This is a genomic window from Pseudomonas marginalis, from assembly GCF_900105325.1.
GTDB classification, from domain to species: Bacteria; Pseudomonadota; Gammaproteobacteria; order Pseudomonadales; family Pseudomonadaceae; genus Aquipseudomonas; species Aquipseudomonas marginalis.
In genome coordinates, this window is sequence record NZ_FNSU01000003.1 from 3,702,682 (window position 1) to 3,728,380 (window position 25,699).

The 25,699-nt window shown below is 54.9% G+C and carries 29 protein-coding genes and 4 tRNA genes; all 33 read right to left on the bottom strand.

Translation table 11 applies throughout. From position 1 onward, the window contains the following. Positions 1 to 7: 7 nt before the first annotated feature. Positions 8 to 547 carry a 50S ribosomal protein L5 gene (rplE, locus tag BLW22_RS26505; RefSeq protein WP_003194642.1) on the bottom strand — a complete coding sequence of 180 codons (540 nt, stop codon included), beginning with the start codon at positions 545 to 547 and terminating at the stop codon, positions 8 to 10. Positions 548 to 569: 22 nt separating this feature from the next. After that, positions 570 to 884 carry a 50S ribosomal protein L24 gene (gene rplX / locus BLW22_RS26510; protein WP_003176416.1) on the bottom strand — a complete coding sequence of 105 codons (315 nt, stop codon included), beginning with the start codon at positions 882 to 884 and terminating at the stop codon, positions 570 to 572. 11 nt (positions 885 to 895) lie between these two features. Beyond that, a complete protein-coding gene (gene rplN, locus BLW22_RS26515; RefSeq protein ID WP_002555479.1) occupies positions 896 to 1,264 on the bottom strand; it encodes a 50S ribosomal protein L14 in 369 nt (122 codons plus the stop codon). 23 nt (positions 1,265 to 1,287) lie between these two features. Next, positions 1,288 to 1,554 (bottom strand): 30S ribosomal protein S17, encoded by a 267-nt coding sequence (rpsQ, locus tag BLW22_RS26520; protein ID WP_003176419.1) that lies wholly within the window; start codon positions 1,552 to 1,554, stop codon positions 1,288 to 1,290. A gap of 2 nt (positions 1,555 to 1,556) precedes the next feature. Further along, positions 1,557 to 1,748, bottom strand: coding sequence for a 50S ribosomal protein L29 (rpmC, locus tag BLW22_RS26525; RefSeq protein WP_002555481.1), 192 nt, complete (start codon positions 1,746 to 1,748; stop codon positions 1,557 to 1,559). Beyond that, a complete protein-coding gene (rplP, locus tag BLW22_RS26530) occupies positions 1,748 to 2,161 on the bottom strand; it encodes a 50S ribosomal protein L16 (protein ID WP_003232424.1) in 414 nt (137 codons plus the stop codon). Before rplP ends, rpmC begins: the two co-directional genes overlap by 1 nt. A 12-nt stretch (positions 2,162 to 2,173) precedes the next feature. Beyond that, positions 2,174 to 2,860: a 30S ribosomal protein S3 gene (gene rpsC, locus BLW22_RS26535; RefSeq protein ID WP_003176422.1), complete on the bottom strand. Its 687-nt coding sequence runs from the start codon at positions 2,858 to 2,860 to the stop codon at positions 2,174 to 2,176. A gap of 13 nt (positions 2,861 to 2,873) precedes the next feature. After that, positions 2,874 to 3,206: a 50S ribosomal protein L22 gene (gene rplV / locus BLW22_RS26540; RefSeq protein ID WP_003103908.1), complete on the bottom strand. Its 333-nt coding sequence runs from the start codon at positions 3,204 to 3,206 to the stop codon at positions 2,874 to 2,876. Between the two features lie 11 nt (positions 3,207 to 3,217). After that, positions 3,218 to 3,493: a 30S ribosomal protein S19 gene (gene rpsS, locus BLW22_RS26545; RefSeq protein WP_003232420.1), complete on the bottom strand. Its 276-nt coding sequence runs from the start codon at positions 3,491 to 3,493 to the stop codon at positions 3,218 to 3,220. Positions 3,494 to 3,509: 16 nt separating this feature from the next. Next, complete coding sequence (rplB, locus tag BLW22_RS26550) at positions 3,510 to 4,334, bottom strand: 50S ribosomal protein L2 (RefSeq protein ID WP_003210080.1); 825 nt, start codon at positions 4,332 to 4,334, stop codon at positions 3,510 to 3,512. Between the two features lie 14 nt (positions 4,335 to 4,348). Continuing rightward, positions 4,349 to 4,648: a 50S ribosomal protein L23 gene (rplW, locus tag BLW22_RS26555; RefSeq protein WP_002555488.1), complete on the bottom strand. Its 300-nt coding sequence runs from the start codon at positions 4,646 to 4,648 to the stop codon at positions 4,349 to 4,351. Beyond that, a complete protein-coding gene (rplD, locus tag BLW22_RS26560; RefSeq protein WP_003176424.1) occupies positions 4,645 to 5,247 on the bottom strand; it encodes a 50S ribosomal protein L4 in 603 nt (200 codons plus the stop codon). Before rplD ends, rplW begins: the two co-directional genes overlap by 4 nt. A 12-nt stretch (positions 5,248 to 5,259) precedes the next feature. Then, positions 5,260 to 5,895 carry a 50S ribosomal protein L3 gene (gene rplC, locus BLW22_RS26565; protein WP_007253310.1) on the bottom strand — a complete coding sequence of 212 codons (636 nt, stop codon included), beginning with the start codon at positions 5,893 to 5,895 and terminating at the stop codon, positions 5,260 to 5,262. Between the two features lie 81 nt (positions 5,896 to 5,976). Continuing rightward, on the bottom strand, positions 5,977 to 6,288 hold the full coding sequence (rpsJ, locus tag BLW22_RS26570) for a 30S ribosomal protein S10 (protein ID WP_003186070.1): 312 nt from the start codon (positions 6,286 to 6,288) through the stop codon (positions 5,977 to 5,979). Positions 6,289 to 6,445: 157 nt separating this feature from the next. Further along, positions 6,446 to 7,639 (bottom strand): elongation factor Tu, encoded by a 1,194-nt coding sequence (gene tuf / locus BLW22_RS26575; protein ID WP_027605166.1) that lies wholly within the window; start codon positions 7,637 to 7,639, stop codon positions 6,446 to 6,448. 30 nt (positions 7,640 to 7,669) lie between these two features. Next, positions 7,670 to 9,775, bottom strand: a complete 2,106-nt coding sequence (gene fusA / locus BLW22_RS26580; protein WP_003210087.1) for an elongation factor G — start codon at positions 9,773 to 9,775, stop codon at positions 7,670 to 7,672. 30 nt (positions 9,776 to 9,805) lie between these two features. Continuing rightward, complete coding sequence (gene rpsG / locus BLW22_RS26585) at positions 9,806 to 10,276, bottom strand: 30S ribosomal protein S7 (protein WP_002555493.1); 471 nt, start codon at positions 10,274 to 10,276, stop codon at positions 9,806 to 9,808. Between the two features lie 118 nt (positions 10,277 to 10,394). Beyond that, positions 10,395 to 10,766 carry a 30S ribosomal protein S12 gene (gene rpsL / locus BLW22_RS26590; RefSeq protein ID WP_002555494.1) on the bottom strand — a complete coding sequence of 124 codons (372 nt, stop codon included), beginning with the start codon at positions 10,764 to 10,766 and terminating at the stop codon, positions 10,395 to 10,397. Between the two features lie 217 nt (positions 10,767 to 10,983). Continuing rightward, the gene (gene rpoC, locus BLW22_RS26595; protein WP_065924112.1) at positions 10,984 to 15,183 is read right to left on the bottom strand and encodes a DNA-directed RNA polymerase subunit beta'; all 4,200 of its coding nucleotides are present in this window, start codon (positions 15,181 to 15,183) and stop codon (positions 10,984 to 10,986) included. A gap of 64 nt (positions 15,184 to 15,247) precedes the next feature. Further along, positions 15,248 to 19,321: a DNA-directed RNA polymerase subunit beta gene (rpoB, locus tag BLW22_RS26600; protein ID WP_027605164.1), complete on the bottom strand. Its 4,074-nt coding sequence runs from the start codon at positions 19,319 to 19,321 to the stop codon at positions 15,248 to 15,250. Between the two features lie 219 nt (positions 19,322 to 19,540). Beyond that, entirely contained in the window at positions 19,541 to 19,906 is a 366-nt protein-coding gene (rplL, locus tag BLW22_RS26605; RefSeq protein WP_053138313.1) for a 50S ribosomal protein L7/L12, read from the bottom strand. Positions 19,907 to 19,984: 78 nt separating this feature from the next. Then, positions 19,985 to 20,485: a 50S ribosomal protein L10 gene (gene rplJ / locus BLW22_RS26610; RefSeq protein ID WP_003176433.1), complete on the bottom strand. Its 501-nt coding sequence runs from the start codon at positions 20,483 to 20,485 to the stop codon at positions 19,985 to 19,987. Between the two features lie 199 nt (positions 20,486 to 20,684). Beyond that, positions 20,685 to 21,380 carry a 50S ribosomal protein L1 gene (gene rplA / locus BLW22_RS26615; RefSeq protein ID WP_003176434.1) on the bottom strand — a complete coding sequence of 232 codons (696 nt, stop codon included), beginning with the start codon at positions 21,378 to 21,380 and terminating at the stop codon, positions 20,685 to 20,687. Continuing rightward, positions 21,380 to 21,811 (bottom strand): 50S ribosomal protein L11, encoded by a 432-nt coding sequence (gene rplK, locus BLW22_RS26620; protein WP_003176435.1) that lies wholly within the window; start codon positions 21,809 to 21,811, stop codon positions 21,380 to 21,382. The genes rplA and rplK overlap by 1 nt, the downstream gene beginning before the upstream one ends. Positions 21,812 to 21,928: 117 nt before the next feature. Further along, entirely contained in the window at positions 21,929 to 22,462 is a 534-nt protein-coding gene (gene nusG / locus BLW22_RS26625) for a transcription termination/antitermination protein NusG (protein WP_003176436.1), read from the bottom strand. Positions 22,463 to 22,471: 9 nt separating this feature from the next. Continuing rightward, complete coding sequence (gene secE / locus BLW22_RS26630) at positions 22,472 to 22,840, bottom strand: preprotein translocase subunit SecE (protein WP_027605162.1); 369 nt, start codon at positions 22,838 to 22,840, stop codon at positions 22,472 to 22,474. A 45-nt stretch (positions 22,841 to 22,885) separates the two neighbouring features. Continuing rightward, a tRNA-Trp gene (locus BLW22_RS26635) sits at positions 22,886 to 22,961 on the bottom strand. A gap of 159 nt (positions 22,962 to 23,120) precedes the next feature. Beyond that, a tRNA-Thr gene (locus tag BLW22_RS26640) sits at positions 23,121 to 23,196 on the bottom strand. Between the two features lie 26 nt (positions 23,197 to 23,222). Then, a tRNA-Gly gene (locus BLW22_RS26645) sits at positions 23,223 to 23,296 on the bottom strand. A gap of 23 nt (positions 23,297 to 23,319) precedes the next feature. Continuing rightward, a tRNA-Tyr gene (locus BLW22_RS26650) sits at positions 23,320 to 23,404 on the bottom strand. A 142-nt stretch (positions 23,405 to 23,546) separates the two neighbouring features. Next, positions 23,547 to 23,993: a hypothetical protein gene (locus BLW22_RS26655; RefSeq protein ID WP_027605161.1), complete on the bottom strand. Its 447-nt coding sequence runs from the start codon at positions 23,991 to 23,993 to the stop codon at positions 23,547 to 23,549. A 7-nt stretch (positions 23,994 to 24,000) separates the two neighbouring features. Further along, positions 24,001 to 24,750 carry a pantothenate kinase gene (locus BLW22_RS26660; RefSeq protein ID WP_065924111.1) on the bottom strand — a complete coding sequence of 250 codons (750 nt, stop codon included), beginning with the start codon at positions 24,748 to 24,750 and terminating at the stop codon, positions 24,001 to 24,003. Then, positions 24,740 to 25,699 carry a bifunctional biotin--[acetyl-CoA-carboxylase] ligase/biotin operon repressor BirA gene (gene birA, locus BLW22_RS26665; protein WP_065924110.1) on the bottom strand — a complete coding sequence of 320 codons (960 nt, stop codon included), beginning with the start codon at positions 25,697 to 25,699 and terminating at the stop codon, positions 24,740 to 24,742. Before birA ends, BLW22_RS26660 begins: the two co-directional genes overlap by 11 nt.

The window sequence follows — 25,699 nt, forward strand, 5'->3', positions numbered from 1 at the left end:
ACTCCAATCAGTTGCGGAACGGGAATTTGAAAGCACGCAACAGGGCGCGACCTTCATCATCGTTCTTGGCAGTGGTGGTCAGGGTGATGTCCAGACCGCGGAGAGCATCGATCTTGTCGTAGTCGATTTCCGGGAAGATGATCTGCTCTTTCACGCCCATGCTGTAGTTACCACGACCATCGAAGGACTTGGCATTCAGGCCGCGGAAGTCGCGAACCCGAGGCAGGGAGATCGACAGCAGACGATCCAGGAATTCGTACATACGCTCACGGCGCAGAGTCACTTTGACGCCGATCGGCCAACCTTCACGGACTTTAAAGCCAGCGATGGATTTGCGAGCGTAGGTCACAACGACTTTCTGGCCGGTGATCTTTTCCAGGTCAGCAACAGCGTGCTCGATGACTTTTTTGTCACCGATCGCTTCGCCCAGACCCATGTTCAGGGTGATTTTGGTAACGCGCGGAACTTCCATCACGTTCCCAAGCTTAAGTTCTTCCTTAAGCTTAGGGGCGATTTCCTTCCGGTAAATCTCTTGTAGTCGTGCCATGGTCTAATCTACCTAGCAGTGTTCAAGCATCAACCGCTTTTTGGGTCGACTTGAAGACACGAATTTTCTTACCGTCTTCTACTTTGAAACCAACGCGGTCAGCCTTGTTGGTTTCGCCGTTGAAGATGGCGACGTTAGAAGCGTCCAGCGGAGCTTCTTTCTCGACGATACCGCCCTGCACGCCCGACATCGGGTTAGGCTTGGTATGACGCTTGACCAGGTTCAGACCACCGATAACCAGACGGTTATTAGCGAGAACCTTAAGCACCTTACCGCGCTTACCTTTGTCTTTGCCGGCGATCACGATGATCTCGTCGTCACGACGAATCTTTTGCATGTCGGATCTCCTTACAGCACTTCTGGGGCGAGCGAGACGATCTTCATGAACTTCTCAGTACGAAGTTCACGGGTCACTGGCCCAAAGATACGGGTGCCGATCGGCTCTTGCTTGTTGTTCAGAAGAACAGCAGCGTTGCCATCAAAGCGGATAATGGAGCCATCTGCACGGCGTACGCCATGACGAGTGCGGACTACAACAGCAGTCATCACCTGGCCTTTTTTCACCTTACCGCGAGGAATTGCTTCCTTGACGGTAACTTTGATGATGTCACCGATACCAGCGTAACGACGATGGGAGCCACCCAGCACCTTGATGCACATAACACGGCGAGCGCCGCTGTTATCGGCCACATCGAGCATGGATTGAGTCTGAATCATATAATTTCTCCGACCCCTAGTCCTTAGACTTCCACAGCGCGTTCGAGAACATCAACCAATGCCCAAGACTTAGTCTTGGCCAGCGGACGAGTTTCACGAATAGTGACTTTGTCGCCGATGTGGCACTGGTTGGTTTCGTCGTGCGCGTGCAGCTTAGTCGAACGCTTAACATATTTACCGTAGATCGGGTGCTTAACGCGACGCTCGATCAAAACGGTGATGGTTTTGTCCATCTTGTCGCTGACAACACGGCCAGTCAGCGTACGGACAGTCTTTTCGGCTTCAGCCATGATCACTTACCTGCCTGCTGGTTGAGCACAGTCTTCACGCGAGCAATGTCACGCTTAACTTGCGAGAGCAGATGAGACTGCCCCAACTGGCCAGTTGCTTTCTGCATGCGCAGATTGAACTGGTCGCGCAGCAGGCCGAGCAGTTGCTCGTTCAGCTGCTGTGCGGATTTTTCACGAAGTTCATTCGCTTTCATCACATCACCGTCCGTTTAACAAAGGCGGTGGCGAGCGGCAGCTTTGCAGCAGCCAGGGCAAAAGCCTCACGCGCCAGCTCTTCAGTTACACCCTCGATTTCATACAGGACTTTGCCTGGCTGAATCTGGGCTACCCAGTATTCCACGTTACCCTTACCTTTACCCATCCGAACCTCGAGAGGTTTTTTGGAGATCGGCTTGTCCGGGAATACACGGATCCAGATCTTGCCGCCACGTTTTACGTGACGGGTCAGTGCACGACGCGCTGACTCGATCTGACGAGCGGTGAGACGACCACGAGCTACAGACTTCAGCGCGAACTCGCCGAAGCTGACTTTGCTACCGCGCTGAGCCAGACCACGGTTGTGGCCTGTCATCTGCTTGCGGAACTTCGTACGCTTTGGTTGCAACATTTGGCGTACCCCTTACTTAGCAGCTTTTTTACGAGGCGCTGGTGCTTGTGGTTTCAGTTCTTCTTGGCGACCACCAATTACTTCGCCTTTGAAGATCCAAACCTTTACACCGATCACACCGTAAGTGGTGTGAGCTTCGTAGTTGGCATAGTCGATGTCGGCACGCAGGGTGTGCAGTGGCACACGACCTTCGCGATACCATTCAGTACGTGCGATTTCAGCACCGCCGAGACGACCGCTCACTTGGATTTTGATGCCTTTGGCACCAATGCGCATGGCGTTCTGTACAGCGCGCTTCATAGCGCGACGGAACATTACGCGACGCTCCAGCTGCTGAGCTACGCTCTGCGCAACCAGCATACCGTCGAGCTCCGGCTTGCGGATCTCTTCGATATTGATGTGCACAGGCACACCCATTTGCTTGGTCAGGTCCTGACGCAGTTTCTCAACATCTTCACCTTTCTTCCCGATAACGATACCTGGACGAGCGGTGTGGATGGTGATACGTGCAGTTTGCGCCGGACGATGGATATCGATACGGCTTACGGACGCGCTTTTTAGTTTGTCTTGGAGATACTCACGCACCTTCAGATCAGCGAACAAATAGTCCGCATAAGTCCGACCGTCTGCGTACCAGACGGAGGTGTGCTCCTTGACGATTCCCAGGCGAATGCCAATGGGATGTACTTTCTGACCCATCTCTTCGACTCCGTTACTTGTCAGCAACCTTGACAGTGATATGGCAAGACCGCTTGACGATGCGATCAGCACGGCCTTTGGCACGCGGCATGATGCGCTTCAGCGAACGCCCTTCGTTGACGAAAACGGTGCTGACCTTCAGGTCATCAACGTCTGCGCCTTCGTTATGCTCGGCGTTGGCTACGGCCGACTCCAGCACTTTCTTCATGATCTCGGCGGCTTTCTTACTGCTGAAAGCCAACAGGTTGAGCGCTTCGCCCACCTTCTTCCCGCGGATCTGGTCGGCGACCAAGCGGGCTTTCTGGGCGGAGATTCGAGCGCCCGACAACTTAGCGGCTACTTCCATTTCCTTACCCCTTAACGCTTGGCTTTCTTGTCTGCCACGTGCCCACGATAAGTGCGGGTACCGGCAAACTCGCCTAGTTTGTGGCCGACCATGTCTTCGTTAACGAGAACTGGGACGTGCAGACGACCGTTGTGTACAGCGATGGTCAGACCGACCATTTGTGGCAGGATCATCGAACGACGCGACCAGGTCTTAACTGGTTTGCGATCGTTCTTTTCCGCCGCCACTTCGATCTTCTTCAGTAGGTGAAGATCAATAAAAGGACCTTTTTTCAGAGAACGTGGCACTGTCGTATCCCTCTATTTACTTGCGACGACGGACGATCATTTTGTCGGTACGCTTATTACCACGAGTCTTCGCGCCCTTAGTCGGGAAGCCCCATGGCGATACCGGATGACGACCACCAGAGGTACGACCTTCACCACCACCGTGTGGGTGGTCAACCGGGTTCATGGCAACACCACGAACGGTTGGGCGAACGCCACGCCAGCGTTTGGCACCAGCTTTACCCAGCGAACGCAGGCTGTGCTCGGAGTTCGAGACTTCACCCAGGGTCGCACGGCATTCAGCCAGCACTTTACGCATCTCACCAGAACGCAGACGCAGGGTCACGTAGACACCTTCACGAGCGATCAGCTGAGCCGAAGCACCAGCGGAACGAGCGATTTGCGCGCCTTTACCTGGCTTCAATTCGATGCCGTGTACGGTGCTACCAACTGGAATGTTACGCAGTTGCAGAGCGTTGCCCGGCTTGATCGGTGCCAGGGCACCTGCGATCAGCTGGTCGCCAGCACTCACGCCTTTAGGCGCGATGATGTAGCGGCGCTCGCCATCTGCGTACAGCAGCAGAGCGATGTGAGCAGTACGGTTTGGATCGTATTCGATACGCTCGACAGTGGCAGCGATGCCATCTTTGTCGTTGCGACGGAAGTCGACCAGACGATAATGCTGCTTATGGCCACCACCAATGTGACGAGTGGTAATACGACCATTGTTGTTACGACCACCAGTCTTCGATTTCTTCTCGAGCAGCGGTGCGTGAGGAGCGCCTTTATGCAGCTCCTGGTTGACCACCTTGACCACAAAACGGCGGCCAGGGGAAGTCGGTTTGCATTTAACGATTGCCATGATGCACCCCTTCCTTACTCAGCACTGCTGCTGAAATCGAGATCTTGGCCTGGCTGAAGGGAGATAACTGCCTTCTTCCAGTCATTACGCTTGCCCAGACCGCGAGCAGTGCGCTTGCTCTTACCCAGAACATTCAGGGTAGTAACACGCTCAACTTTCACGCTGAACAGGCTTTCGACGGCCTTCTTGATTTCCAGCTTGGTTGCGTCAGTTGCAACCTTGAAAACGAACTGGCCTTTCTTGTCAGCCAGAACCGTAGCCTTTTCGGAAACGTGCGGGCCAAGCAGAACTTTAAATACGCGTTCCTGGTTCATCCCAGCAGCTCCTCGAATTTCTTCACGGCCGACACGGTGATCAACACCTTGTCGTATGCGATCAGACTAACTGGATCGGAACCTTGCACGTCACGTACATCAACGTGTGGCAGGTTACGAGCAGCCAGGTACAGGTTCTGATCAACAGCTTCAGACACGATCAAAACGTCGGTCAGGCTCATGTTGTTCAGTTTGCCCAGCAGATCTTTGGTTTTTGGACTTTCAACAGCGAAGTCCTGAACCACGACTAGGCGATCAGTACGCACGAGTTCAGCAAGGATGGAGCGCAGTGCTGCGCGATACATCTTCTTGTTGAGCTTCTGAGAGTGATCCTGCGGACGAGCTGCGAAAGTGGTACCGCCGCCGCGCCAGATTGGGCTACGGATAGTACCGGCACGAGCACGGCCAGTACCTTTCTGACGCCAAGGGCGCTTACCGCCACCACGAACGTCGGAACGGGTCTTTTGCTGCTTGCTACCTTGACGGCCGCCGGCCATGTAGGCCACGACTGCTTGGTGAACCAGCGTCTCGTTGAATTCGCCGCCAAATGTCAGTTCGGAAACTTCGATCGCTTGAGCGTCATTTACATTTAATTGCATGTCAGCTTCCCCTTAACCGCGAGCCTTGGCCGCTGGACGTACAACCAGGTTGCCGCCAGTAGCGCCAGGAACAGCACCCTTGACCAACAACAGATTGCGTTCAGCGTCGACGCGCACTACTTCGAGGGACTGCACGGTCACGCGCTCAGCGCCCATATGACCGGACATTTTTTTGCCCTTGAATACACGACCAGGAGTCTGGCACTGGCCAATAGAGCCCGGGACGCGGTGGGAAACGGAGTTACCGTGAGTGTTGTCTTGACCACGGAAATTCCAACGCTTGATCGTACCCTGGAAGCCTTTACCCTTGGACTGACCGGTTACATCAACCAGTTGACCAGCGGCGAAGATTTCAGCGTTGATCAGATCGCCAGCCTGGTAGTCGCCTTCTTCAAGACGGAACTCCATGACAGTACGACCAGCTGCAACGTTTGCTTTAGCGAAGTGACCTGCTTGAGCAGCAGTCACACGCGAAGCGCGACGCTCGCCGACAGTGACTTGCACTGCACGATAGCCATCGGTTTCTTCAGTTTTGAACTGGGTGACGCGATTCGGCTCGATCTCAATGACCGTAACCGGAATGGAGACACCTTCTTCGGTGAAAATACGGGTCATACCGCATTTACGACCGACTACACCAATAGTCATGTTGTAAACCTCATGAGTGTACGGGGCTTTCACCCGCTATGGCCGCCCATTTCAGAGCGTTACACGACTAAGACCCAAGTCTTAGCCGAGGCTGATCTGTACTTCCACACCGGCCGCCAGATCGAGCTTCATAAGAGCATCAACGGTTTTATCCGTTGGCTGGACGATGTCCAGTACGCGCTTATGAGTACGGATCTCGTACTGGTCACGCGCGTCTTTGTTGACGTGCGGGGAGACCAGAACGGTGAACCGCTCTTTACGGGTAGGCAGTGGAATTGGACCACGCACTTGAGCACCAGTACGTTTCGCGGTTTCCACGATTTCCTGGGTGGATTGGTCGATCAGGCGATGGTCAAAAGCCTTCAACCTGATACGGATTTGCTGATTTTGCATTGGATTTCAGACTCCGGCTGCTATTCCCAGCGAGCGCAATACGCCCGTTAAAAGGAGGCGCAATTCTATAGACGCCCTAGATAGGTGTCAACCCAATAAAAAAGCCCCCGCTGAGCGGGGGCTTTTCAAAGCATCGAAGCTATCTCAGAAGAGACGCTTACTCGATGATTTTAGCTACAACACCAGCACCAACGGTACGGCCGCCTTCACGGATAGCGAAGCGCAGACCGTCTTCCATTGCGATGGTCTTGATCAGGGTAACTTCCATTTGGATGTTATCGCCTGGCATTACCATTTCAACGCCTTCTGGCAGCTGGCAGTTACCAGTCACGTCAGTAGTACGGAAGTAGAACTGTGGACGGTAGCCTTTGAAGAACGGAGTGTGACGACCGCCTTCTTCCTTGCTCAGAACGTAAACTTCTGCGGTGAACTTGGTGTGCGGCTTAACCGAACCTGGCTTAACCAGAACCTGGCCACGCTCAACGTCGTCACGCTTGGTACCACGCAGCAGAACGCCGCAGTTCTCGCCAGCACGACCTTCGTCGAGCAGCTTGCGGAACATTTCAACACCAGTGCAGACAGTGTTGGTAGTGTCACGCAGACCAACGATTTCCAGCGCATCTTGAACGCGAACGATACCGCGCTCGATACGACCAGTCACAACAGTACCACGACCGGAGATCGAGAATACGTCTTCGATTGGCATCAGGAACGGCTTGTCGGTCAGACGAACTGGTTCTGGGATGTAGCTGTCCAGGGTTTCAACCAGTTTACGAACGGCAGTGGTGCCCATTTCGTTATCGTCTTTGCCTTCCAGCGCCATACGAGCGGAACCGATGATGATCGGAGTGTCGTCGCCTGGGAAGTCGTAAGTGCTCAGCAGATCGCGCACTTCCATCTCAACCAGCTCCAGCAGCTCAGCGTCGTCTACCAGGTCAGCCTTGTTCAGGAAAACCACGATGTACGGAACGCCTACCTGACGGGACAGCAGGATGTGCTCACGGGTTTGTGGCATCGGACCATCAGCGGCCGAGCAAACCAGGATCGCGCCGTCCATCTGGGCAGCACCAGTGATCATGTTCTTCACATAGTCAGCGTGACCTGGGCAGTCAACGTGAGCGTAGTGACGGATCTTCGAGTTGTACTCGACGTGCGCGGTGTTGATGGTGATACCACGAGCTTTTTCTTCTGGAGCGCTGTCGATTTTATCGAAATCAACGACTGCAGAACCGAAAACCTCGGAGCAGACGCGAGTCAGAGCTGCGGTCAGAGTGGTTTTACCGTGGTCAACGTGACCGATAGTGCCAACGTTGACGTGCGGTAGGGAACGATCAAATTTTTCTTTAGCCACGACAATTAACTCCTTGCCTAAAGGACTGAATCAGCCTTGTTTTTTGGATACAGTTTCAGCGATGTGCGCCGGAGCTGTGTTGTATTTTTTGAATTCCATAGAGTAGCTTGCGCGACCCTGGGACATGGAGCGAACGTCGGTCGCATAACCGAACATCTCACCCAACGGAACCTCGGCGCGAATCACTTTGCCGGAAACCGTGTCTTCCATACCCAAGATCATGCCGCGACGACGGTTAAGGTCGCCCATGACATCACCCATATAGTCTTCAGGTGTAACAACTTCTACCGCCATGATTGGCTCAAGCAACTCACCACCGCCCTTCTGGGCCAGTTGCTTGGTTGCCATGGAAGCAGCCACCTTAAACGCCATCTCGTTGGAGTCGACGTCGTGGTAAGAACCGTCAAAAACGGTTGCTTTCAGGCCGATCAGCGGATAGCCGGCAACAACACCGTTCTTCATCTGCTCTTCGATACCCTTCTGGATAGCAGGGATGTATTCCTTAGGAACAACACCACCTACTACTTCGTTCACGAATTGCAGACCTTCCTGACCTTCGTCAGCAGGAGCAAAACGGATCCAGCAGTGACCGAACTGACCACGACCGCCGGACTGACGAACGAACTTGCCTTCGATTTCGCAGTTCTTCGTGATGCGCTCACGATAGGAAACCTGAGGCTTACCGATGTTGGCTTCGACGTTGAACTCACGGCGCATCCGGTCAACCAGGATGTCCAGGTGCAACTCGCCCATACCAGAGATGATCGTTTGACCAGTCTCTTCATCAGTTTTGACGCGGAAAGATGGATCTTCCTGAGCAAGCTTGCCCAGAGCGATACCCATTTTTTCCTGGTCATCCTTGGTCTTAGGCTCTACGGCAACCGAAATAACCGGCTCCGGGAAGTCCATGCGAACCAGGATGATTGGCTTGGCAGCGTCGCACAAAGTCTCACCAGTGGTGACGTCCTTCATGCCGATCAAGGCCGCGATGTCACCAGCGCGCACTTCCTTGATCTCTTCACGGGCGTTTGCGTGCATTTGCACCATACGACCCACACGCTCTTTCTTGCCTTTGACCGAGTTGATCACGCCGTCGCCGGAGGCCAACACGCCCGAGTAAACACGGACGAAGGTCAGAGTACCCACGAATGGGTCGGTAGCAATCTTGAAGGCCAGAGCCGAGAACGGCTCGCTGTCGTCAGCATGACGCTCCATCTCTTCTTCCTCGTTATCAGGGTTGGTACCCTTGATAGCAGGAATGTCGGTTGGAGCAGGCAGATAGTCGATCACGGCGTCGAGAACCAGGGGAACACCCTTGTTCTTGAAGGAAGAACCGCAAACAGCCAAGACGATCTCACCAGCGATAGTACGCTGACGCAGAGCGGCCTTGATTTCCACGTTGGTGAGCTCTTCACCTTCGAGGTACTTGTTCATCAGCTCTTCGCTGGCTTCGGCGGCAGCCTCAACCATGTTGTTGCGCCACTCGTCAGCCAGTTCCTGCAATTCTGCAGGGATAGGCTTGCGAACAGGAACCATACCTTTGTCAGCGTCATTCCAGTAGACCGCTTCCATGTTGATCAGATCGATCTGACCCTGGAAGTTGTCTTCGGAACCGATTGCCAATTGGATTGGCACCGGAGTATGACCCAGACGCTGCTTGATCTGACCGATCACGCGCAGGAAGTTGGCACCAGCACGGTCCATCTTGTTTACATAAACAAGACGTGGAACGCCGTATTTGTTGGCTTGACGCCATACGGTTTCCGACTGAGGCTCGACACCCGAGGTACCGCAGAACACAACGACAGCGCCGTCGAGTACGCGCAGGGAACGTTCAACTTCAATAGTGAAGTCTACGTGGCCTGGGGTATCGATAACGTTGAAGCGGTGCTCATCTTTGTACTGCTTCTCGGAACCTTTCCAGAAGGCGGTAATAGCAGCAGAAGTAATGGTAATACCACGCTCCTGCTCCTGAACCATCCAGTCTGTGGTCGCGGCGCCATCATGCACCTCGCCCATTTTGTGACTTTTGCCGGTGTAAAACAGTACGCGCTCGGTCGTGGTGGTTTTACCAGCATCCACGTGAGCAACGATACCGATGTTACGGTAGCGGCTAATCGGAGTAGTACGAGCCATAAAGCCCTCGCAAAATTAGTGAAGCTAAGATTAGAAGCGGTAGTGCGAGAAAGCTTTGTTAGCTTCAGCCATACGGTGCACGTCTTCACGCTTCTTAACAGCAGCACCTTTACCTTCAGCAGCGTCCAACAGTTCGCCGGCCAAACGCAGAGCCATAGACTTCTCGCCGCGCTTACGGGCGAAGTCTACCAACCAGCGCATTGCCAGAGCGTTACGACGGGACGGACGAACTTCGACCGGAACCTGGTAAGTAGCACCGCCTACACGGCGCGACTTCACTTCGACCAGCGGAGCGATGGCGTCGAGAGCTTTCTCGAAGATTTCCAGGGGGTCGCTGTTCTTGCGTTCTTTAACCTTTTCCAGCGCGCCATAAACGATACGCTCGGCAACGGCTTTCTTGCCGCTTTCCATCACGTGGTTCATGAACTTGGCCAGAATTTGGCTTCCGTATTTTGGATCGTCAAGCACTTCGCGCTTGGCTGCTACGCGTCTTCTTGGCATGGATAAGCCCTCAAACGGTCTTCAGGTTCGCTCGGAATCGGTGCCCTTTCGGGACGCCTCCGACCTTACTCTTATCGACTCAGAAAATAAGATGATTCAGTTTTACAAAAAGCCGCTACTACTTAGGCTTCTTGGTACCGTACTTCGAACGACCCTGGTTACGACCTTTAACGCCGGAAGTATCCAAGGAGCCGCGTACGGTGTGATAACGAACACCTGGCAAGTCTTTTACACGACCGCCACGGATCAGTACCACGCTGTGCTCTTGCAGGTTGTGGCCTTCACCGCCGATGTACGAGGAAACCTCGAAACCGTTGGTCAGGCGCACACGGCATACTTTACGCAGTGCCGAGTTAGGTTTTTTCGGCGTGGTGGTATACACACGAGTGCATACGCCACGACGTTGCGGGCAGTTCTGCAGCGCAGGCACGTCGGATTTCTCGACGATACGCTTACGCGGCTGACGTACCAGCTGGTTGATAGTTGCCATCTACTAGCTCCACTGTTGTCTTGCGACGCTATTGTCTTGCAAGAAAAGCAAAATGGCAGGAACGAATTCCCGCCAAATTTAGGGGTACAAGAGTCTAAAGAGGATCTTGCCCCCAGTCAAGGCAAGGCCCCGACCTCCCCTCCCGTCGAAGCCGGGCAAATCTGCCTTGATCCGACGAATGGGGGCTGCCAGGGCCCAGACTTATTTACCGCAGAACTCAGTTACCGCTTGAGTTCAGCGCTTCGGTCAGTGCGGCTTCCACTTCACTGGCGCTTACGCGCAACGGCTTGTCAGCATCACGGCGACGCTTACGCTCGCTGTGATAGGCCAAACCGGTACCAGCCGGGATCAGACGACCCACGACCACGTTCTCTTTCAGGCCGCGCAGGTAATCGCGCTTGCCGGTTACCGCTGCTTCGGTCAGTACGCGAGTGGTCTCCTGGAAGGAGGCCGCCGAGATGAACGACTCAGTGGACAACGACGCCTTGGTGATACCCAGCAGTACGCGAGTGAACTTGGAAACGAATTTCTCGTCGCCAGCCAGACGCTCGTTTTCCACCAGCACGTGAGTCAGTTCCATCTGGTCGCCCTTGATGAAACTGGAATCGCCGGATTCAGCGATCTCAACTTTACGCAGCATCTGACGCAGGATGGTCTCGATGTGCTTATCGTTGATCTTCACGCCTTGCAGGCGGTAAACGTCCTGGATCTCGTTAACGATGTACTTGGCCAGCGCACTCACACCCAGCAGACGCAGGATGTCGTGTGGATCGCTCGGGCCGTCGGAGATCACTTCGCCGCGGTTTACCTGTTCGCCTTCGAACACGTTCAGGTGACGCCACTTTGGAATCAGCTCTTCGTACGGATCGGTACCGTCGTTCGGGGTAATAACCAGACGGCGCTTGCCCTTGGTTTCTTTACCGAACGCGATAGTGCCACTGACTTCAGCCAGAATCGACGCTTCTTTCGGACGACGAGCTTCGAACAAGTCGGCAACACGCGGCAAACCACCGGTGATGTCACGGGTCTTCGAAGTTTCTTGCGGGATACGCGCGATAACATCACCGATCGCGATCTTCGCACCATCCGCTACACCGACCAGGGCGTTGGCTGGCAGGAAGTACTGAGCGATTACGTCAGTGCCTGGCAGCAACAGATCCTTGCCGTTGTCATCGACCATTTTCACGGCAGGACGGATGTCCTTACCGGCAGCTGGACGATCTTTCGCGTCGAGTACTTCAATGTTGGTCATACCGGTCAATTCGTCAGTCTGACGCTTGATCGTGATGCCTTCTTCCATGCCCACGTAGGTCACGGTACCTTTCATTTCGGTAACGATTGGGTGAGTGTGCGGATCCCACTTGGCCACGATTGCACCAGCGTCGACCTTGTCACCCTCTTTAACCGAAATCACAGCACCGTACGGCAGCTTGTAGCGCTCACGCTCACGACCGTAGTCATCAGCGATTGCCAGCTCACCGGAACGCGACACAGCAACCAGGTGACCATCCACTCGCTCAACGTGCTTCAGGTTGTGCAGGCGGACAGTACCGCCATTCTTCACCTGAACGCTGTCGGCTGCGGAGGTCCGGCTTGCCGCACCACCAATGTGGAACGTACGCATGGTCAGCTGGGTACCCGGCTCACCGATGGACTGGGCAGCAATAACGCCGACCGCTTCACCGATGTTCACCTGGTGACCACGAGCCAAGTCACGGCCGTAGCACTTGGCGCAAATGCCGTAGCGGGTTTCGCAGCTGATCGGCGAGCGAACGATTACTTCGTCGATGCTGTTGAGTTCGATGAACTCGACCCACTTCTCGTCAACCAGAGTGCCGGCAGGAACGATAACTTCCTCGGTACCTGGCTTGAATACGTCACGGGCAATAACACGACCCAGTACGCGCTCACCCAGCGGCTCTACAACGTCACCGCCTTCAATGTGCGGAGTCATCAGCAGGCCGTGCTCGGTGCCGCAGTCGATCTCGGTGACAACCAGATCTTGCGCAACGTCTACCAGACGACGCGTCAGGTAACCGGAGTTAGCGGTTTTCAACGCGGTATCCGCCAGACCTTTCCGAGCACCGTGAGTAGAGATGAAGTACTGGAGTACGCTCAAACCTTCACGGAAGTTCGCAGTAATCGGCGTTTCGATGATGGAGCCGTCCGGCTTGGCCATCAGGCCACGCATACCGGCGAGCTGACGGATCTGCGCAGCAGAACCCCGTGCGCCCGAGTCGGCCATCATGTACATCGAGTTGAAGGACTCTTGGTCAACTTCGTCGCCGTGACGGTCGATGACCTTCTCTTTCGAGAGGTTGGCCATCATCGCCTTGGACACTTCGTCGTTGGCCTTGGACCAAAGGTCGATCACTTTGTTGTACTTCTCGCCCTGTGTTACCAGGCCCGAGGCGTACTGGCTTTCGATCTCTTTCACTTCATCAGTAGCAGCACTGATGATGCGGGCTTTTTCATCAGGAATAACGAAGTCGTTAACACCGATGGAAACGCCGGAAATGGTCGAATAGGCAAAACCGGTGTACATCAACTGGTCAGCGAAGATCACGGTCTCTTTCAGACCAACCACGCGATAGCATTGGTTGATCAGCTTGGAGATCGCCTTTTTCTTCATCGGCAGGTTGACGACGTCGTACGACAGGCCTTTTGGCACAACCTGGTACAACAGCGCACGGCCAACGGTGGTGTCGACAATACGGGTGCCGCTCACGCTGCCGCCATCACGGTCGTTGACAGTTTCGTTGATGCGCACTTTGACCTTGGCGTGCAGTGCGGCTTCGCCGGCACGGAACACCCGGTCAACTTCCTGCAGGTCAGCGAACACACGACCTTCGCCTTTGGCGTTGATCGCCTCACGGGTCATGTAGTACAGACCCAATACAACGTCCTGCGACGGAACGATGATTGGCTCACCGTTGGCTGGCGACAGAATGTTGTTGGTCGACATCATCAACGCACGCGCTTCCAACTGGGCTTCCAGTGTCAGCGGCACGTGCACGGCCATTTGGTCGCCGTCGAAGTCGGCGTTGTACGCAGCACAGACCAGAGGGTGCAGCTGGATAGCCTTACCTTCGATCAGTACCGGTTCAAACGCCTGGATACCCAGACGGTGAAGGGTCGGTGCACGGTTGAGGAGAACCGGGTGTTCGCGAATCACTTCAGCGAGAACGTCCCAAACCTCTGGCAGCTCGCGCTCGACCATTTTCTTGGCCGCTTTGATGGTGGTCGCGAGACCGCGCATTTCCAGCTTGCCGAAGATGAATGGCTTGAACAGCTCAAGTGCCATCTTCTTAGGCAGACCGCACTGGTGCAGACGCAGGGTCGGGCCTACGGTAATTACCGAACGACCAGAGTAGTCAACACGCTTACCGAGCAAGTTCTGACGGAAACGACCTTGCTTACCCTTGATCATGTCAGCCAAGGATTTCAGAGGACGCTTGTTGGAACCGGTGATAGCGCGGCCACGACGACCGTTGTCGAGCAGGGCATCGACAGCTTCCTGCAACATACGCTTTTCGTTGCGCACGATGATGTCCGGAGCGGACAGATCGAGCAGGCGCTTCAAGCGGTTGTTACGGTTGATCACACGGCGGTACAGGTCGTTGAGGTCGGAAGTCGCGAAACGACCACCATCCAACGGCACCAGCGGACGCAGATCCGGCGGCAGAACCGGCAGAACGGTCAGCACCATCCACTCTGGCAGGTTGCCGGAACCCTGGAAGGCTTCCATCAACTTCAGACGCTTGGACAGCTTCTTGATCTTGGTTTCGGAGTTGGTTTGCGGAATCTCTTCGCGCAGACGACCAATCTCGTGCTCCAGGTCGATAGCGTGCAGCAGTTCGCGGACAGCTTCGGCACCCATGCGGGCATCGAAATCATCACCGAACTCTTCCAACGCCTCGAAGTACTGCTCGTCGTTCAGCAGCTGACCTTTTTCAAGGGTAGTCATGCCTGGATCGATAACGACATAGCTCTCGAAGTAGAGAACGCGTTCGATATCACGCAGGGTCATGTCCATCAGCAAGCCGATACGGGACGGCAGCGATTTCAGGAACCAGATGTGGGCAACCGGCGAAGCCAGCTCGATGTGCGCCATGCGCTCACGACGAACCTTGGCCAGTGCAACTTCAACGCCACACTTCTCGCAGATCACACCACGGTGCTTCAAGCGCTTGTACTTACCGCACAGGCACTCGTAATCCTTTACCGGGCCAAAGATCTTGGCGCAGAACAGGCCGTCACGCTCAGGTTTGAACGTACGGTAGTTGATGGTTTCCGGCTTTTTAACTTCACCGAACGACCACGAACGGATCATCTCAGGCGATGCCAATCCAATACGGATGGCGTCGAACTCTTCGACTTGACCCTGGTTTTTCAGCAAATTCAGTAGGTCTTTCAAGGCCTTTCCTCCTGGCGGAGCAGAGAGCGGGCTAAACAGCCCCGCTCTCGATTCGCGTCACGTGTTATTCGGTTTCCAGATCGATATCGATGCCGAGGGAACGAATTTCTTTGATCAACACGTTGAAGGACTCGGGCATGCCCGGCTCCATACGGTGATCGCCATCCACGATGTTTTTGTACATCTTGGTACGACCGTTCACATCGTCCGACTTCACTGTGAGCATTTCTTGCAGAGTGTAAGCGGCACCGTATGCTTCCAGTGCCCAGACCTCCATCTCCCCGAAACGCTGACCACCGAACTGAGCCTTACCACCCAGCGGCTGCTGGGTAACCAGGCTGTACGAACCGGTAGAACGAGCGTGCATCTTGTCGTCTACCAAGTGGTTCAGCTTCAGCATGTACATGTAGCCAACAGTAACCGGACGCTCGAACTTGTTGCCGGTACGGCCGTCGAACAGCTGCATCTGGCCGCTTTCTGGCAGGTCTGCCAGTTTCAGCATGGCCTTGATTTCGCTTTCCTTGGCACCGTCGAACACCGGGGTAGCCATTGGAACGCCACCGCGCAGGTTCTTCGCCAGATCCAGGATTTCCTGGTCGGAGAAGGTATCCAGCTCTTCCTTGCGACCGCCGATCTCGTTGTAGATCTCGTGCAGGAACTTACGCAGGTCAGCAACCTTGCGCTGCTCTTCGATCATACGATTGATCTTCTCGCCCAGACCTTTAGCCGCTAGGCCCAGGTGGGTTTCAAGGATCTGACCAACGTTCATACGCGAAGGTACGCCCAACGGGTTGAGGACGACGTCGACCGGGGTGCCATTGGCATCGTGCGGCATGTCTTCAACCGGCATGATCACGGAGACCACACCTTTGTTACCGTGACGACCGGCCATCTTGTCGCCCGGCTGGATGCGGCGACGGATTGCCAGGTAAACCTTGACGATTTTCAGCACGCCTGGAGCCAGGTCATCGCCCTGCTGCAGTTTGCGCTTCTTGTCTTCGAACTTGTCGTCCAGCAGACGGCGACGATCAACGATATAGGCCTGGGCCTTCTCGAGCTGCTCGTTAAGAGCATCTTCAGCCATGCGCAGTTTGAACCACTGGCCGTGCTCAAGACCGTCGAGGATTTCGTCGGTGATGTCCTGACCTTTCTTCAGACCTGCGCCGCCTTCAGCCTTGTGGCCTACCAGGGCGGAACGCAGACGTTCGAAGGTCGCGCCTTCAACGATACGGAACTCTTCGTTGAGGTCCTTGCGGATCTCGTCGAGCTGGGTCTTCTCGATGGACAGTGCACGAGCATCACGCTCGACGCCGTCACGGGTGAAGACCTGCACGTCGATGACAGTACCCTTGGTACCGGTAGGTACACGCAGGGAGGTGTCTTTAACGTCGCTGGCTTTTTCACCGAAGATGGCACGCAGCAGCTTCTCTTCCGGAGTCAGTTGGGTCTCGCCTTTCGGAGTGACCTTACCAACCAGGATGTCGCCCGCACCCACTTCAGCACCTACGTAAACGATACCGGCTTCGTCCAGCTTGTTCAGTGCAGCTTCACCCACGTTCGGGATGTCTGCAGTGATTTCCTCTGGCCCAAGCTTGGTGTCACGCGCCACACAGGTCAGTTCCTGAATGTGGATCGTGGTGAAGCGATCTTCTTGAACCACACGCTCGGACAGGCAGATGGAGTCTTCGAAGTTGAAGCCGTTCCATGCCATGAACGCGATGCGCATGTTCTGACCCAGAGCCAATTCACCCATATCGGTGGACGGACCGTCAGCCATGATGTCGCTACGCTGAACGCGATCACCCTTGCGCACCAGCGGACGCTGGTTGATGCAAGTGTTCTGGTTCGAGCGGGTGTATTTGGTCAGGTTGTAGATGTCGACACCGGCTTCACCCGTTTCAACTTCGTCATCAGCAACACGAACCACGATACGGCTGGCATCAACGGAATCGATCACGCCGCCACGACGAGCCACGACACAAACGCCGGAGTCACGGGCTACGTTACGCTCCATGCCGGTACCTACCAGCGGCTTGTCGGCACGCAGGGTCGGTACAGCTTGACGCTGCATGTTGGAACCCATCAACGCACGGTTGGCGTCATCGTGTTCCAGGAACGGGATCAGCGACGCTGCGACCGAAACTACCTGCTTCGGCGATACGTCCATCAAGGTGACGTCTTCCGGCGCCTTGACGGTGAACTCGTTCAGGTGACGAACAGCTACCAGCTCGTCGATCAGGACCTTCTTGTCGTTCATCGTGGCCGAAGCCTGAGCGATCACGTGATCAGCTTCTTCGATGGCGGACAGGAACACGATCTCGTCGGTGACCAGGGCGTCTTTCACCACACGGTACGGGCTCTCAAGGAAGCCGTACTGGTTGGTGCGCGCATAGGCGGCCAGGGAGTTGATCAGACCGATGTTCGGGCCTTCCGGCGTTTCGATTGGGCATACACGACCGTAGTGAGTCGGGTGTACGTCACGCACTTCAAAGCCAGCACGCTCACGGGTCAGACCGCCCGGGCCCAGTGCGGAAACACGGCGCTTGTGGGTGATCTCGGAAAGCGGGTTGTTCTGGTCCATGAACTGCGAGAGCTGGCTGGAACCGAAGAACTCTTTCACCGCCGCAGCCACTGGCTTGGCGTTGATCAGGTCTTGCGGCATCAGGCCTTCGCTTTCAGCCATCGACAGACGCTCTTTGACCGCACGCTCAACACGCACCAGGCCAACGCGGAACTGGTTCTCGGCCATTTCGCCTACGCAGCGAACACGACGGTTACCCAGGTGGTCGATGTCATCGACGATGCCTTTGCCGTTACGGATGTCGACCAGAGTCTTCAAGACCGCAACGATGTCTTCCTTGCACAGCACACCCGAACCTTCGATCTCGGTGCGACCGATACGACGGTTGAACTTCATCCGGCCGACCGCAGACAGGTCGTAGCGCTCAGGGCTGAAGAACAGGTTGTTGAACAGGGTTTCTGCGGCGTCTTTGGTTGGTGGCTCGCCAGGACGCATCATGCGATAGATTTCTACCAGCGCTTCCAATTGGTTGCTGGTGGAGTCGATCTTCAGGGTGTCGGAGACGAACGGACCACAGTCGATATCGTTGGTGTACAGGGTCTCGATGCGAACAACCTGCGCCTTGGCGATTTTGGCCAGGATCTCGGTGTTCAGCTCGGTGTTGCACTCAGCCAGGATTTCGCCTGTAGCCGGGTGAACGATGACCTTCGCGGTAGTACGGCCCAGGACATAGTCCAGGGGAACTTCCAGCTCTTTGATACCCGCTTTTTCGATCTGGTTGATGTGGCGCGCAGTGATACGACGGCCAGCCTCAACGATGACTTTGCCCTTTTCATCCTGAATGTCCAGGACAGCAATTTCACCACGCAGACGCGAAGCGATCAGCTCCAGCTTGAGGGTTTCATCCTTCAGGCTGAATACGTTGGTGGTGTAGAACGCATCCAGGACTTGCTCAGTGGTGTAGCCGAGCGCGCGCAGCAGTACCGAGGCCGGCAGCTTGCGACGACGGTCGATACGCACGAACACGCAGTCTTTCGGATCGAACTCGAAGTCCAACCACGAACCGCGGTACGGAATGATCCGCGCGGAGTACAGGAGCTTGCCGGAGCTGTGCGTCTTGCCGCGGTCGTGGTCGAAGAACACGCCCGGGGAACGGTGCAGCTGGGAAACGATAACACGCTCGGTACCATTGATAACGAAGGTACCGTTCTCAGTCATCAATGGGATTTCGCCCATGTAGACTTCTTGCTCTTTGATGTCCTTGATCGCTTTGTTCGACGACTCTTTGTCGAAAATGATCAGACGGACTTTTACCCGCAAAGGTACGGCGTACGTAACACCGCGCAACACGCATTCTTTGACATCAAATGCCGGTTCGCCCAGGCGATAACCGACGTACTCCAGCGCAGCATTGCCGGAGTAGCTGATGATCGGGAAAACGGATTTGAAGGCCGCATGCAGGCCCACGTCGCGGAACTGATCTTTGGTCGCTCCCGCCTGCAAGAATTCACGATACGAATCCAGCTGGATAGCCAGAAGGTACGGGACATCCATGACGTCCGGCAACTTGCTAAAGTCCTTGCGGATACGTTTTTTCTCAGTATATGAGTAAGCCATCAGCGTTCCCCAGCTTGGTCACCTGCTTGTTTGGCCCTCCCGACGGGAGCAGCCAGAAAATCTTGCAAACCCCATGGTTTGCACCACCGCATCGGGTGGCTACAGCACGTTAATGGCGGCGACCGAGTCGACAGCCAAGAACGGAAAAAGGCCGGTGGCAAGAGCCACCAGCCATCAGCCTTCAGCTTAACGCTTGGGCTGGAGACGCAAGGTCGATGCTTACTTCAGCTCGACTTTAGCGCCTGCTTCTTCCAGAGTTGCTTTAGCTTTGTCGCCTGCGTCTTTGGTCACTGCTTCCAGAACCATAGCAGGAGCGCCGTCAACTACAGCCTTGGCTTCTTTCAGGCCCAGGCCGGTCAGTTCACGTACTGCCTTGATGACGTTAACTTTCTTCTCGCCAGCTTCCAGCAGCATGACGTTGAATTCGGTTTGCTCTTCAACAACGGCAGCAGCAGCCGCTGGGCCAGCGGAAGCAGCGGCAGCGGAAACGCCGAATTTTTCTTCGAAAGCTTTGATCAGCTCAACAACCTGCAGAACCGACATTTCAGCTACGGCGTTGAGGATATCGTCTTGGGAGATAGACATTGCTGTATTTCCTGAATTGGGGGACGGCCTACGCGGCCATCGAAATAAACAAAAATACGCGAGAGAAGTTGCTCAGCCTTAGGCTGCGGCAGCTTCTTTTTGCTCGCGAACTGCAGCCAGAGTACGAGCCAGCTTGCTGGTAGCGCCTTGAATCACGCTCATCAGCTGCGAAATGGCTTCGTTACGGGTCGGCAGTGTTGCCAGTACGTCGATTTGGTTAGCTGCGAGGAACTTGCCCTCGAACGCAGCTGCCTTGATCTCGAACTTATCCTGACTCTTAGCGAACTCTTTGAACAAACGGGCAGCAGCGCCTGGATGATCCTTGGAGAACGCAATCAGAGTCGGGCCGGTGAACACGTCATTGAGGACACTGTATTCAGTGTCAGCAACAGCGCGCTTGAGCAGGGTGTTACGTACAACACGTACGTACACGCCAGCTTCACGAGCCTCTTTACGGAGTCCGGTCATAGCGCCTACTGTCACACCACGGGCATCAGCCACGACAGCGGACAGAGCAGCTTTGGCAGCCTCGTTGACTTCAGCGACGATGGCCTTCTTGTCTTCGAGATTAATTGCCACGGGTTTAACTCCTGCTTGTTACCGTTTCATCTGGCCGGAGCCGGATGTCGTTTTGGTGTCTGATTCGGTAAGGAACCGGGAGCACCATCTGCGTAGGCTTGTTGGTTTAAGACTTGCGTCGCCTACGGTCTTGGATAGCCCCCGCCAGGCAGGGACCCCAATCTTTCAATTGGCGCAATCGCTTACGCCAATTTGTGTCTTATACGTCCAGCGAGCCTTGGTCGATGACCAGACCTGGGCCCATGGTGGTGCTCAGGGTAACGCGCTTGACGTAGATACCTTTCGAGGAAGCTGGCTTGATACGCTTCAGATCGGCGATCAGGGCTTCAACGTTTTCCTTCAGCTTGACGGCGTCGAAGCCGACCTTGCCAACGGAGGTGTGAATGATGCCGTTTTTGTCGGTACGATAACGAACCTGACCAGCCTTGGCGTTTTTAACCGCGGTAGCTACGTCTGGCGTTACGGTGCCGACCTTAGGGTTAGGCATCAGGCCACGTGGACCCAGGATCTGACCCAATTGACCCACAACACGCATTGCGTCCGGGGAAGCAATAACTACGTCGTAGTTCAGGTCGCCGCCTTTCATTTCGGCAGCCAGGTCGTCCATACCAACGCGGTCAGCGCCGGCGGCCAGAGCAGCTTCAGCTGCAGGGCCTTGAGTAAAGACAGCTACACGAACAGTCTTACCAGTACCGTGTGGCAGCACAGTAGCGCTACGAACGACCTGGTCAGATTTACGTGGGTCTACACCCAGGTTTACAGCAACGTCAACGGACTCGCTGAACTTGACAGTCGACAGCTCGGTCAGCAGAGCAGCAGCGTCTACAAAATTGTAGGACTTGCCCGCTTCGATTTTGCCGGCGATAGCCTTTTGGCGCTTGGTCAGCTTAGCCATTACACACCCTCCACGTTAAGGCCCATGCTACGAGCAGAACCGGCGATGGTACGCACGGCTGCATCCATATCAGCTGCAGTCAGATCCGCGTTTTTGGTTTTCGCGATTTCTTCCAGCTGAGCACGAGTTACGGTGCCAACCTTAACGGTGTTAGGACGAGCGGAACCGCTAGTCAGACCAGCAGCCTTCTTCAGCAAAACCGAAGCCGGGGTCGACTTGGTTTCGAAAGTGAAGCTACGGTCGCTGTATACAGTGATGATCACTGGAGTCGGCAGACCTGGCTCAAGACCCTGAGTACGGGCGTTGAAAGCCTTGCAGAATTCCATGATGTTCACGCCATGCTGACCCAGGGCTGGACCAACAGGTGGGCTTGGGTTGGCCTGAGCGGCCTTCACTTGCAGCTTGATGTAAGCGGTAATCTTCTTGGCCATGAGGCACTCCAATTACGGGTTCAAGCGCCTCGAAAGGCTCCCCGGTTACTTGCGCGTTTATCCCAGTGACGACAAAACCCCACAGCCTAAGGCTGCGGGGTTGGGATGCTTACTCAGCTAGACCTTCTCGACCTGGCTGAATTCCAACTCTACCGGAGTAGAGCGACCGAAAATGAGCACCGCGACCTGGATCCGGCTCTTTTCGTAGTTAACCTCTTCGACAGTCCCGTTGAAATCAGCAAACGGACCATCCGTGACACGAACAACCTCACCCGGTTCGAACAATGTCTTCGGCTTGGGCTTGTCGCTACCGTCGGCGACACGACGCAGAATTGCTTCTGCCTCTTTGTCAGTGATCGGAGCAGGCTTATCAGCAGTACCGCCGATGAAGCCCATAACACGAGGAGTGTCCTTGACCAAGTGCCAAGTACCCTCATTCATGTCCATCTGCACCAGCACGTAGCCAGGAAAGAACTTGCGCTCACTCTTGCGCTTCTGACCATTCCGCATTTCAACCACTTCTTCAGTGGGAACCAGAATTTCGCCGAAGCCATCTTCCATGCCTGCCAGCTTTACGCGCTCCAGCAAAGAGCGCATAACATGCTTCTCGTAACCCGAGTAAGCATGCACAACGTACCAACGCTTAGCCACGGGACACCCTTAGCCAACAATCAAGGAAACAAGCCAGCCGAGCAGGGAATCAAGACCCCACAACAGCAACGCCATAACCAGAACAACAGCCACAACAATCAACGTGGTCTGCGTGGTTTCTTGGCGAGTTGGCCAAACGACTTTACGAATTTCGGTGCGAGCTTCCTTCACCAGGACCGCGAAAGACTTGCCTTTGGCAGTCTGCAGGCCTACAAAGGCAGCTACAGCAGCAAGGGCGAGCAAAACGAGAACGCGGTACAGGATCGGCGAAGCAGAATAGTACTGGTTGCCAACAACGCCCACGACCACCAAAGCGACAACAGCGAGCCACTTGACGAGATCGAAACGAGAGCTTTGAGCTTCAGCCTTAGGAGTCATCTATGAAGATCCTGTGAAAAGAAAGCCAGACACACCATGCGAATCTGGCAGGTCAGGAGGGAATCGAACCCCCAACCTACGGTTTTGGAGACCGTCGCTCTGCCAATTGAGCTACTGACCTAAAACAAAATCAGGCCGACCATTATGCAGACCCGAAAAAGACTTTACAACAACCAACCCCCAAAGACTTGAAATCACTCAACAACAAGCAATCTAAACACCATCAAGCCGAGCCAGCCGTTAAAACAAAGGCAGATATTTTCATATCTGCCTTGTTATATGGAGCTCTTGAGCGGATTTGAACCGCTGACCTCACCCTTACCAAGGGTGTGCTCTACCAACTGAGCTACAAGAGCGAAACACAATGCACAACCTGCAAACTTGGAGCGGGTAGCGGGAATCGAACCCGCATCATCAGCTTGGAAGGCTGAGGTTCTACCACTAAACTATACCCGCGGAGCTTGCAGCTCACGCTAAAATGGTGGAGGGGGAAGGATTCGAACCTTCGAAGTCGTAGACGTCAGATTTACAGTCTGATCCCTTTGGCCGCTCGGGAACCCCTCCTAAGCGAGCCGGCATTCTACATCACGCCGGCCTTCTGTCAAGCATTTTCTCATTAAAAATATGAGGTTAGCTGCATTGACCTTCGCTTCGCACCTTAGACCTTAAAGGTCTTCACTGCGAAGCGGGCGCCATTCTATGCAAACTATTCGAGAGTTGCAATGCCTTCGCACAGCATTATTTTATGTTTTAACTCATTGAATTCCTTAGCAAGGTTTTCAAAGGGTAGGTCGTCAGCCAGGCGTCGGCTTTCCGGGGCAACTCGAAGCCAGTAACCTTGCGCATCAGGAGCACTCAGCAGCTGCACCTTAACCTTTATATCCAGGCTAGTGAGGCGCTGCTCAAGGAATTGCGCCTGTCGCTGGTCGGCAAAGCCACCAATGTATAAGCAAGTATTTTGCGCATCAGATGCCTTAGCCCGATCCTTGCGCACCACAGCGTCGGAAGACTCGCTCAGCAGGCGAATATCCTGCTGCGTATTCCGATAGAGGCTCAGAGGGGTCACGTCTTTAGCACGCAACGGCGCCTCTTGCTGATGCCATATGTAGTAGAAGGCGTTCAGGATCAATAAAAGCAAAAACAGCCAACGCATAAACACCTCAAGATAAAGGGCACGCCATTGCCAGACCTACGAAAATCAAATCAGGAACGAGTCGAGCCTGAGGCACGGCATCCCTCACCAAATCAGCATCGCCACCCGTCAGGAATACAGTGAAGTTATCACCCCAATAACTTCGGGCCAGCTCAAGCTGGGTCAGCACAAACCCTCTGAGCATCAACGTACAGCCACGCTCTACAGCCTCTACGGTCGTATGCCCTGGCGATAGACGCTCCAAGGCTCTTTCAGCAGCTGCATCGTCGTAACGTATCTTGCGCGTATGCGTGCGCAGCTGATTACGCATGAGGGGCATACCAGGACAGATGAAGCCACCTAAATGCTCACCATCGCCAGCAACAAAATCTGCAGTAGCAGCCGTACCGAAATCAAGCACCAGGCATGCGCCCGACGCCAATTTGAAGCCGCCCAGCATTGCTAACCAGCGATCAAGGCCAAGACGCTCGAAATCTTCGTAACCGTTGCGCACCCCAGCCATTTCTCGCGCAGAAACAGCGCAGGAAACCGCAACGCCAAAGGCCTCCACCAGCGCCTCAACCAGATTTTTTGTTTCGTCCAGAGCACGAACACTCACCAACCGGCAATGTGTCAATAACACACCAGGCAGCACTGACAGGCTTTCAATCAATGCAACATCCGAACTAGCGACACCTTCTGCAGATGCCGTCGCCCGATCCGAATCAAGTACGCGCCACTTGATGAAGCTATTCCCACAGTCGAGCTCAAGAATCATCACGCAACCTCAGGCTTAACTCACCACCACTGTATGTTTTCTCAACACCACCGACACTTAAACGTAATGCCCCCTGACCGTCGATACCCAGCACCACCCCATCGACACGGTTGGCACCCGCTATGAGTGACACTGCCTTTCCCTGCCAGGCATGACCTTTTTCCCACTCATCCCGAAGCGATGAAAAACCTTGCGCCCTGTGTCGATCCAAGTAGCTTTGCAACTGCAAGCACAGGCGTGCCACCAGAGAGTTACGATCAACTGGAGACCCCGTCTCCAACTGCACTGACGTCCATTGCTGATCAACCTCTTCAGCCTTCTGCATATTCACGTTAATACCGATGCCGAGGACAACGTGGCAAATATCCGCAGGATCCCCTACGAGCTCCAGTAAAATCCCGGCAATCTTCTTCTGCCCCACCAGGACGTCGTTTGGCCACTTCAGAGCCGCCCCCCGCACTCCAGACTCACGCAGCGCCTGCATTACCGCCAAGCCAACCACAAGGCTCAGGCCTTCCAGCTGTCGCGGACCATTCTCGATACGCAATAAGAGGCTGTAATACACATTCTGAGCGAATGGGCTGACCCACTTTCGACCACGTCGCCCTCTTCCCGCCGTTTGCTGCTCCGCAAGCACCAGGTACGGCGTCGCACGCTCAACCTCAACAAGGCGCAGAGCCTCGGCATTTGTCGAGTCGATGGAGTCGTAGATATGGATAGGCCACGCGAGGGAAGACGTATGCAGTGCAATCTGCTCGGAACTCAAGAAAACCAGCGGCGAAGCTAATTGATATCCCCTCCCACGAACCTTGTGGACCGGCAGATTCAATTCGGCCTCAAGATGCTGGAGCTGCTTCCAGACTGCACTGCGACTAACGCCCAGGGCTGCGCCAAGTGCTTCTCCGGAATGGAATCGGCCATCTTTTAGAAGTTCTAACAACGTCAGCAT

Coding starts and splice junctions, on each gene's coding strand:
- rpsJ (WP_003186070.1), bottom strand. CDS start 6,288: ATGCAAAATCAGCAAATCCGTATCAGGTTGAAGGCTTTTGACCATCGC.
- rpoB (WP_027605164.1), bottom strand. CDS start 19,321: ATGGCTTACTCATATACTGAGAAAAAACGTATCCGCAAGGACTTTAGC.
- rplB (WP_003210080.1), bottom strand. CDS start 4,334: ATGGCAATCGTTAAATGCAAACCGACTTCCCCTGGCCGCCGTTTTGTG.
- rplW (WP_002555488.1), bottom strand. CDS start 4,648: ATGAACCAGGAACGCGTATTTAAAGTTCTGCTTGGCCCGCACGTTTCC.
- BLW22_RS26660 (WP_065924111.1), bottom strand. CDS start 24,750: ATGATTCTTGAGCTCGACTGTGGGAATAGCTTCATCAAGTGGCGCGTA.
- rplN (WP_002555479.1), bottom strand. CDS start 1,264: ATGATTCAGACTCAATCCATGCTCGATGTGGCCGATAACAGCGGCGCT.
- rplE (WP_003194642.1), bottom strand. CDS start 547: ATGGCACGACTACAAGAGATTTACCGGAAGGAAATCGCCCCTAAGCTT.
- rplD (WP_003176424.1), bottom strand. CDS start 5,247: ATGCAATTAAATGTAAATGACGCTCAAGCGATCGAAGTTTCCGAACTG.
- fusA (WP_003210087.1), bottom strand. CDS start 9,775: ATGGCTCGTACTACTCCGATTAGCCGCTACCGTAACATCGGTATCGTT.
- rplV (WP_003103908.1), bottom strand. CDS start 3,206: ATGGAAGTAGCCGCTAAGTTGTCGGGCGCTCGAATCTCCGCCCAGAAA.
- rplK (WP_003176435.1), bottom strand. CDS start 21,811: ATGGCCAAGAAGATTACCGCTTACATCAAGCTGCAAGTGAAGGCCGCT.
- rplX (WP_003176416.1), bottom strand. CDS start 884: ATGCAAAAGATTCGTCGTGACGACGAGATCATCGTGATCGCCGGCAAA.
- rpsC (WP_003176422.1), bottom strand. CDS start 2,860: ATGGGTCAGAAAGTACATCCCATTGGCATTCGCCTGGGAATCGTCAAG.
- rpsG (WP_002555493.1), bottom strand. CDS start 10,276: ATGCCAAGAAGACGCGTAGCAGCCAAGCGCGAAGTGCTTGACGATCCA.
- rplA (WP_003176434.1), bottom strand. CDS start 21,380: ATGGCTAAGCTGACCAAGCGCCAAAAGGCTATCGCCGGCAAAATCGAA.
- secE (WP_027605162.1), bottom strand. CDS start 22,840: ATGACTCCTAAGGCTGAAGCTCAAAGCTCTCGTTTCGATCTCGTCAAG.
- rpmC (WP_002555481.1), bottom strand. CDS start 1,748: ATGAAAGCGAATGAACTTCGTGAAAAATCCGCACAGCAGCTGAACGAG.
- rpsQ (WP_003176419.1), bottom strand. CDS start 1,554: ATGGCTGAAGCCGAAAAGACTGTCCGTACGCTGACTGGCCGTGTTGTC.
- rplL (WP_053138313.1), bottom strand. CDS start 19,906: ATGTCTATCTCCCAAGACGATATCCTCAACGCCGTAGCTGAAATGTCG.
- BLW22_RS26655 (WP_027605161.1), bottom strand. CDS start 23,993: ATGCGTTGGCTGTTTTTGCTTTTATTGATCCTGAACGCCTTCTACTAC.
- rplC (WP_007253310.1), bottom strand. CDS start 5,895: ATGACTATTGGTGTAGTCGGTCGTAAATGCGGTATGACCCGTATTTTC.
- rplP (WP_003232424.1), bottom strand. CDS start 2,161: ATGTTGCAACCAAAGCGTACGAAGTTCCGCAAGCAGATGACAGGCCAC.
- birA (WP_065924110.1), bottom strand. CDS start 25,699: ATGCTGACGTTGTTAGAACTTCTAAAAGATGGCCGATTCCATTCCGGA.
- rpsL (WP_002555494.1), bottom strand. CDS start 10,766: ATGGCAACTATCAACCAGCTGGTACGTCAGCCGCGTAAGCGTATCGTC.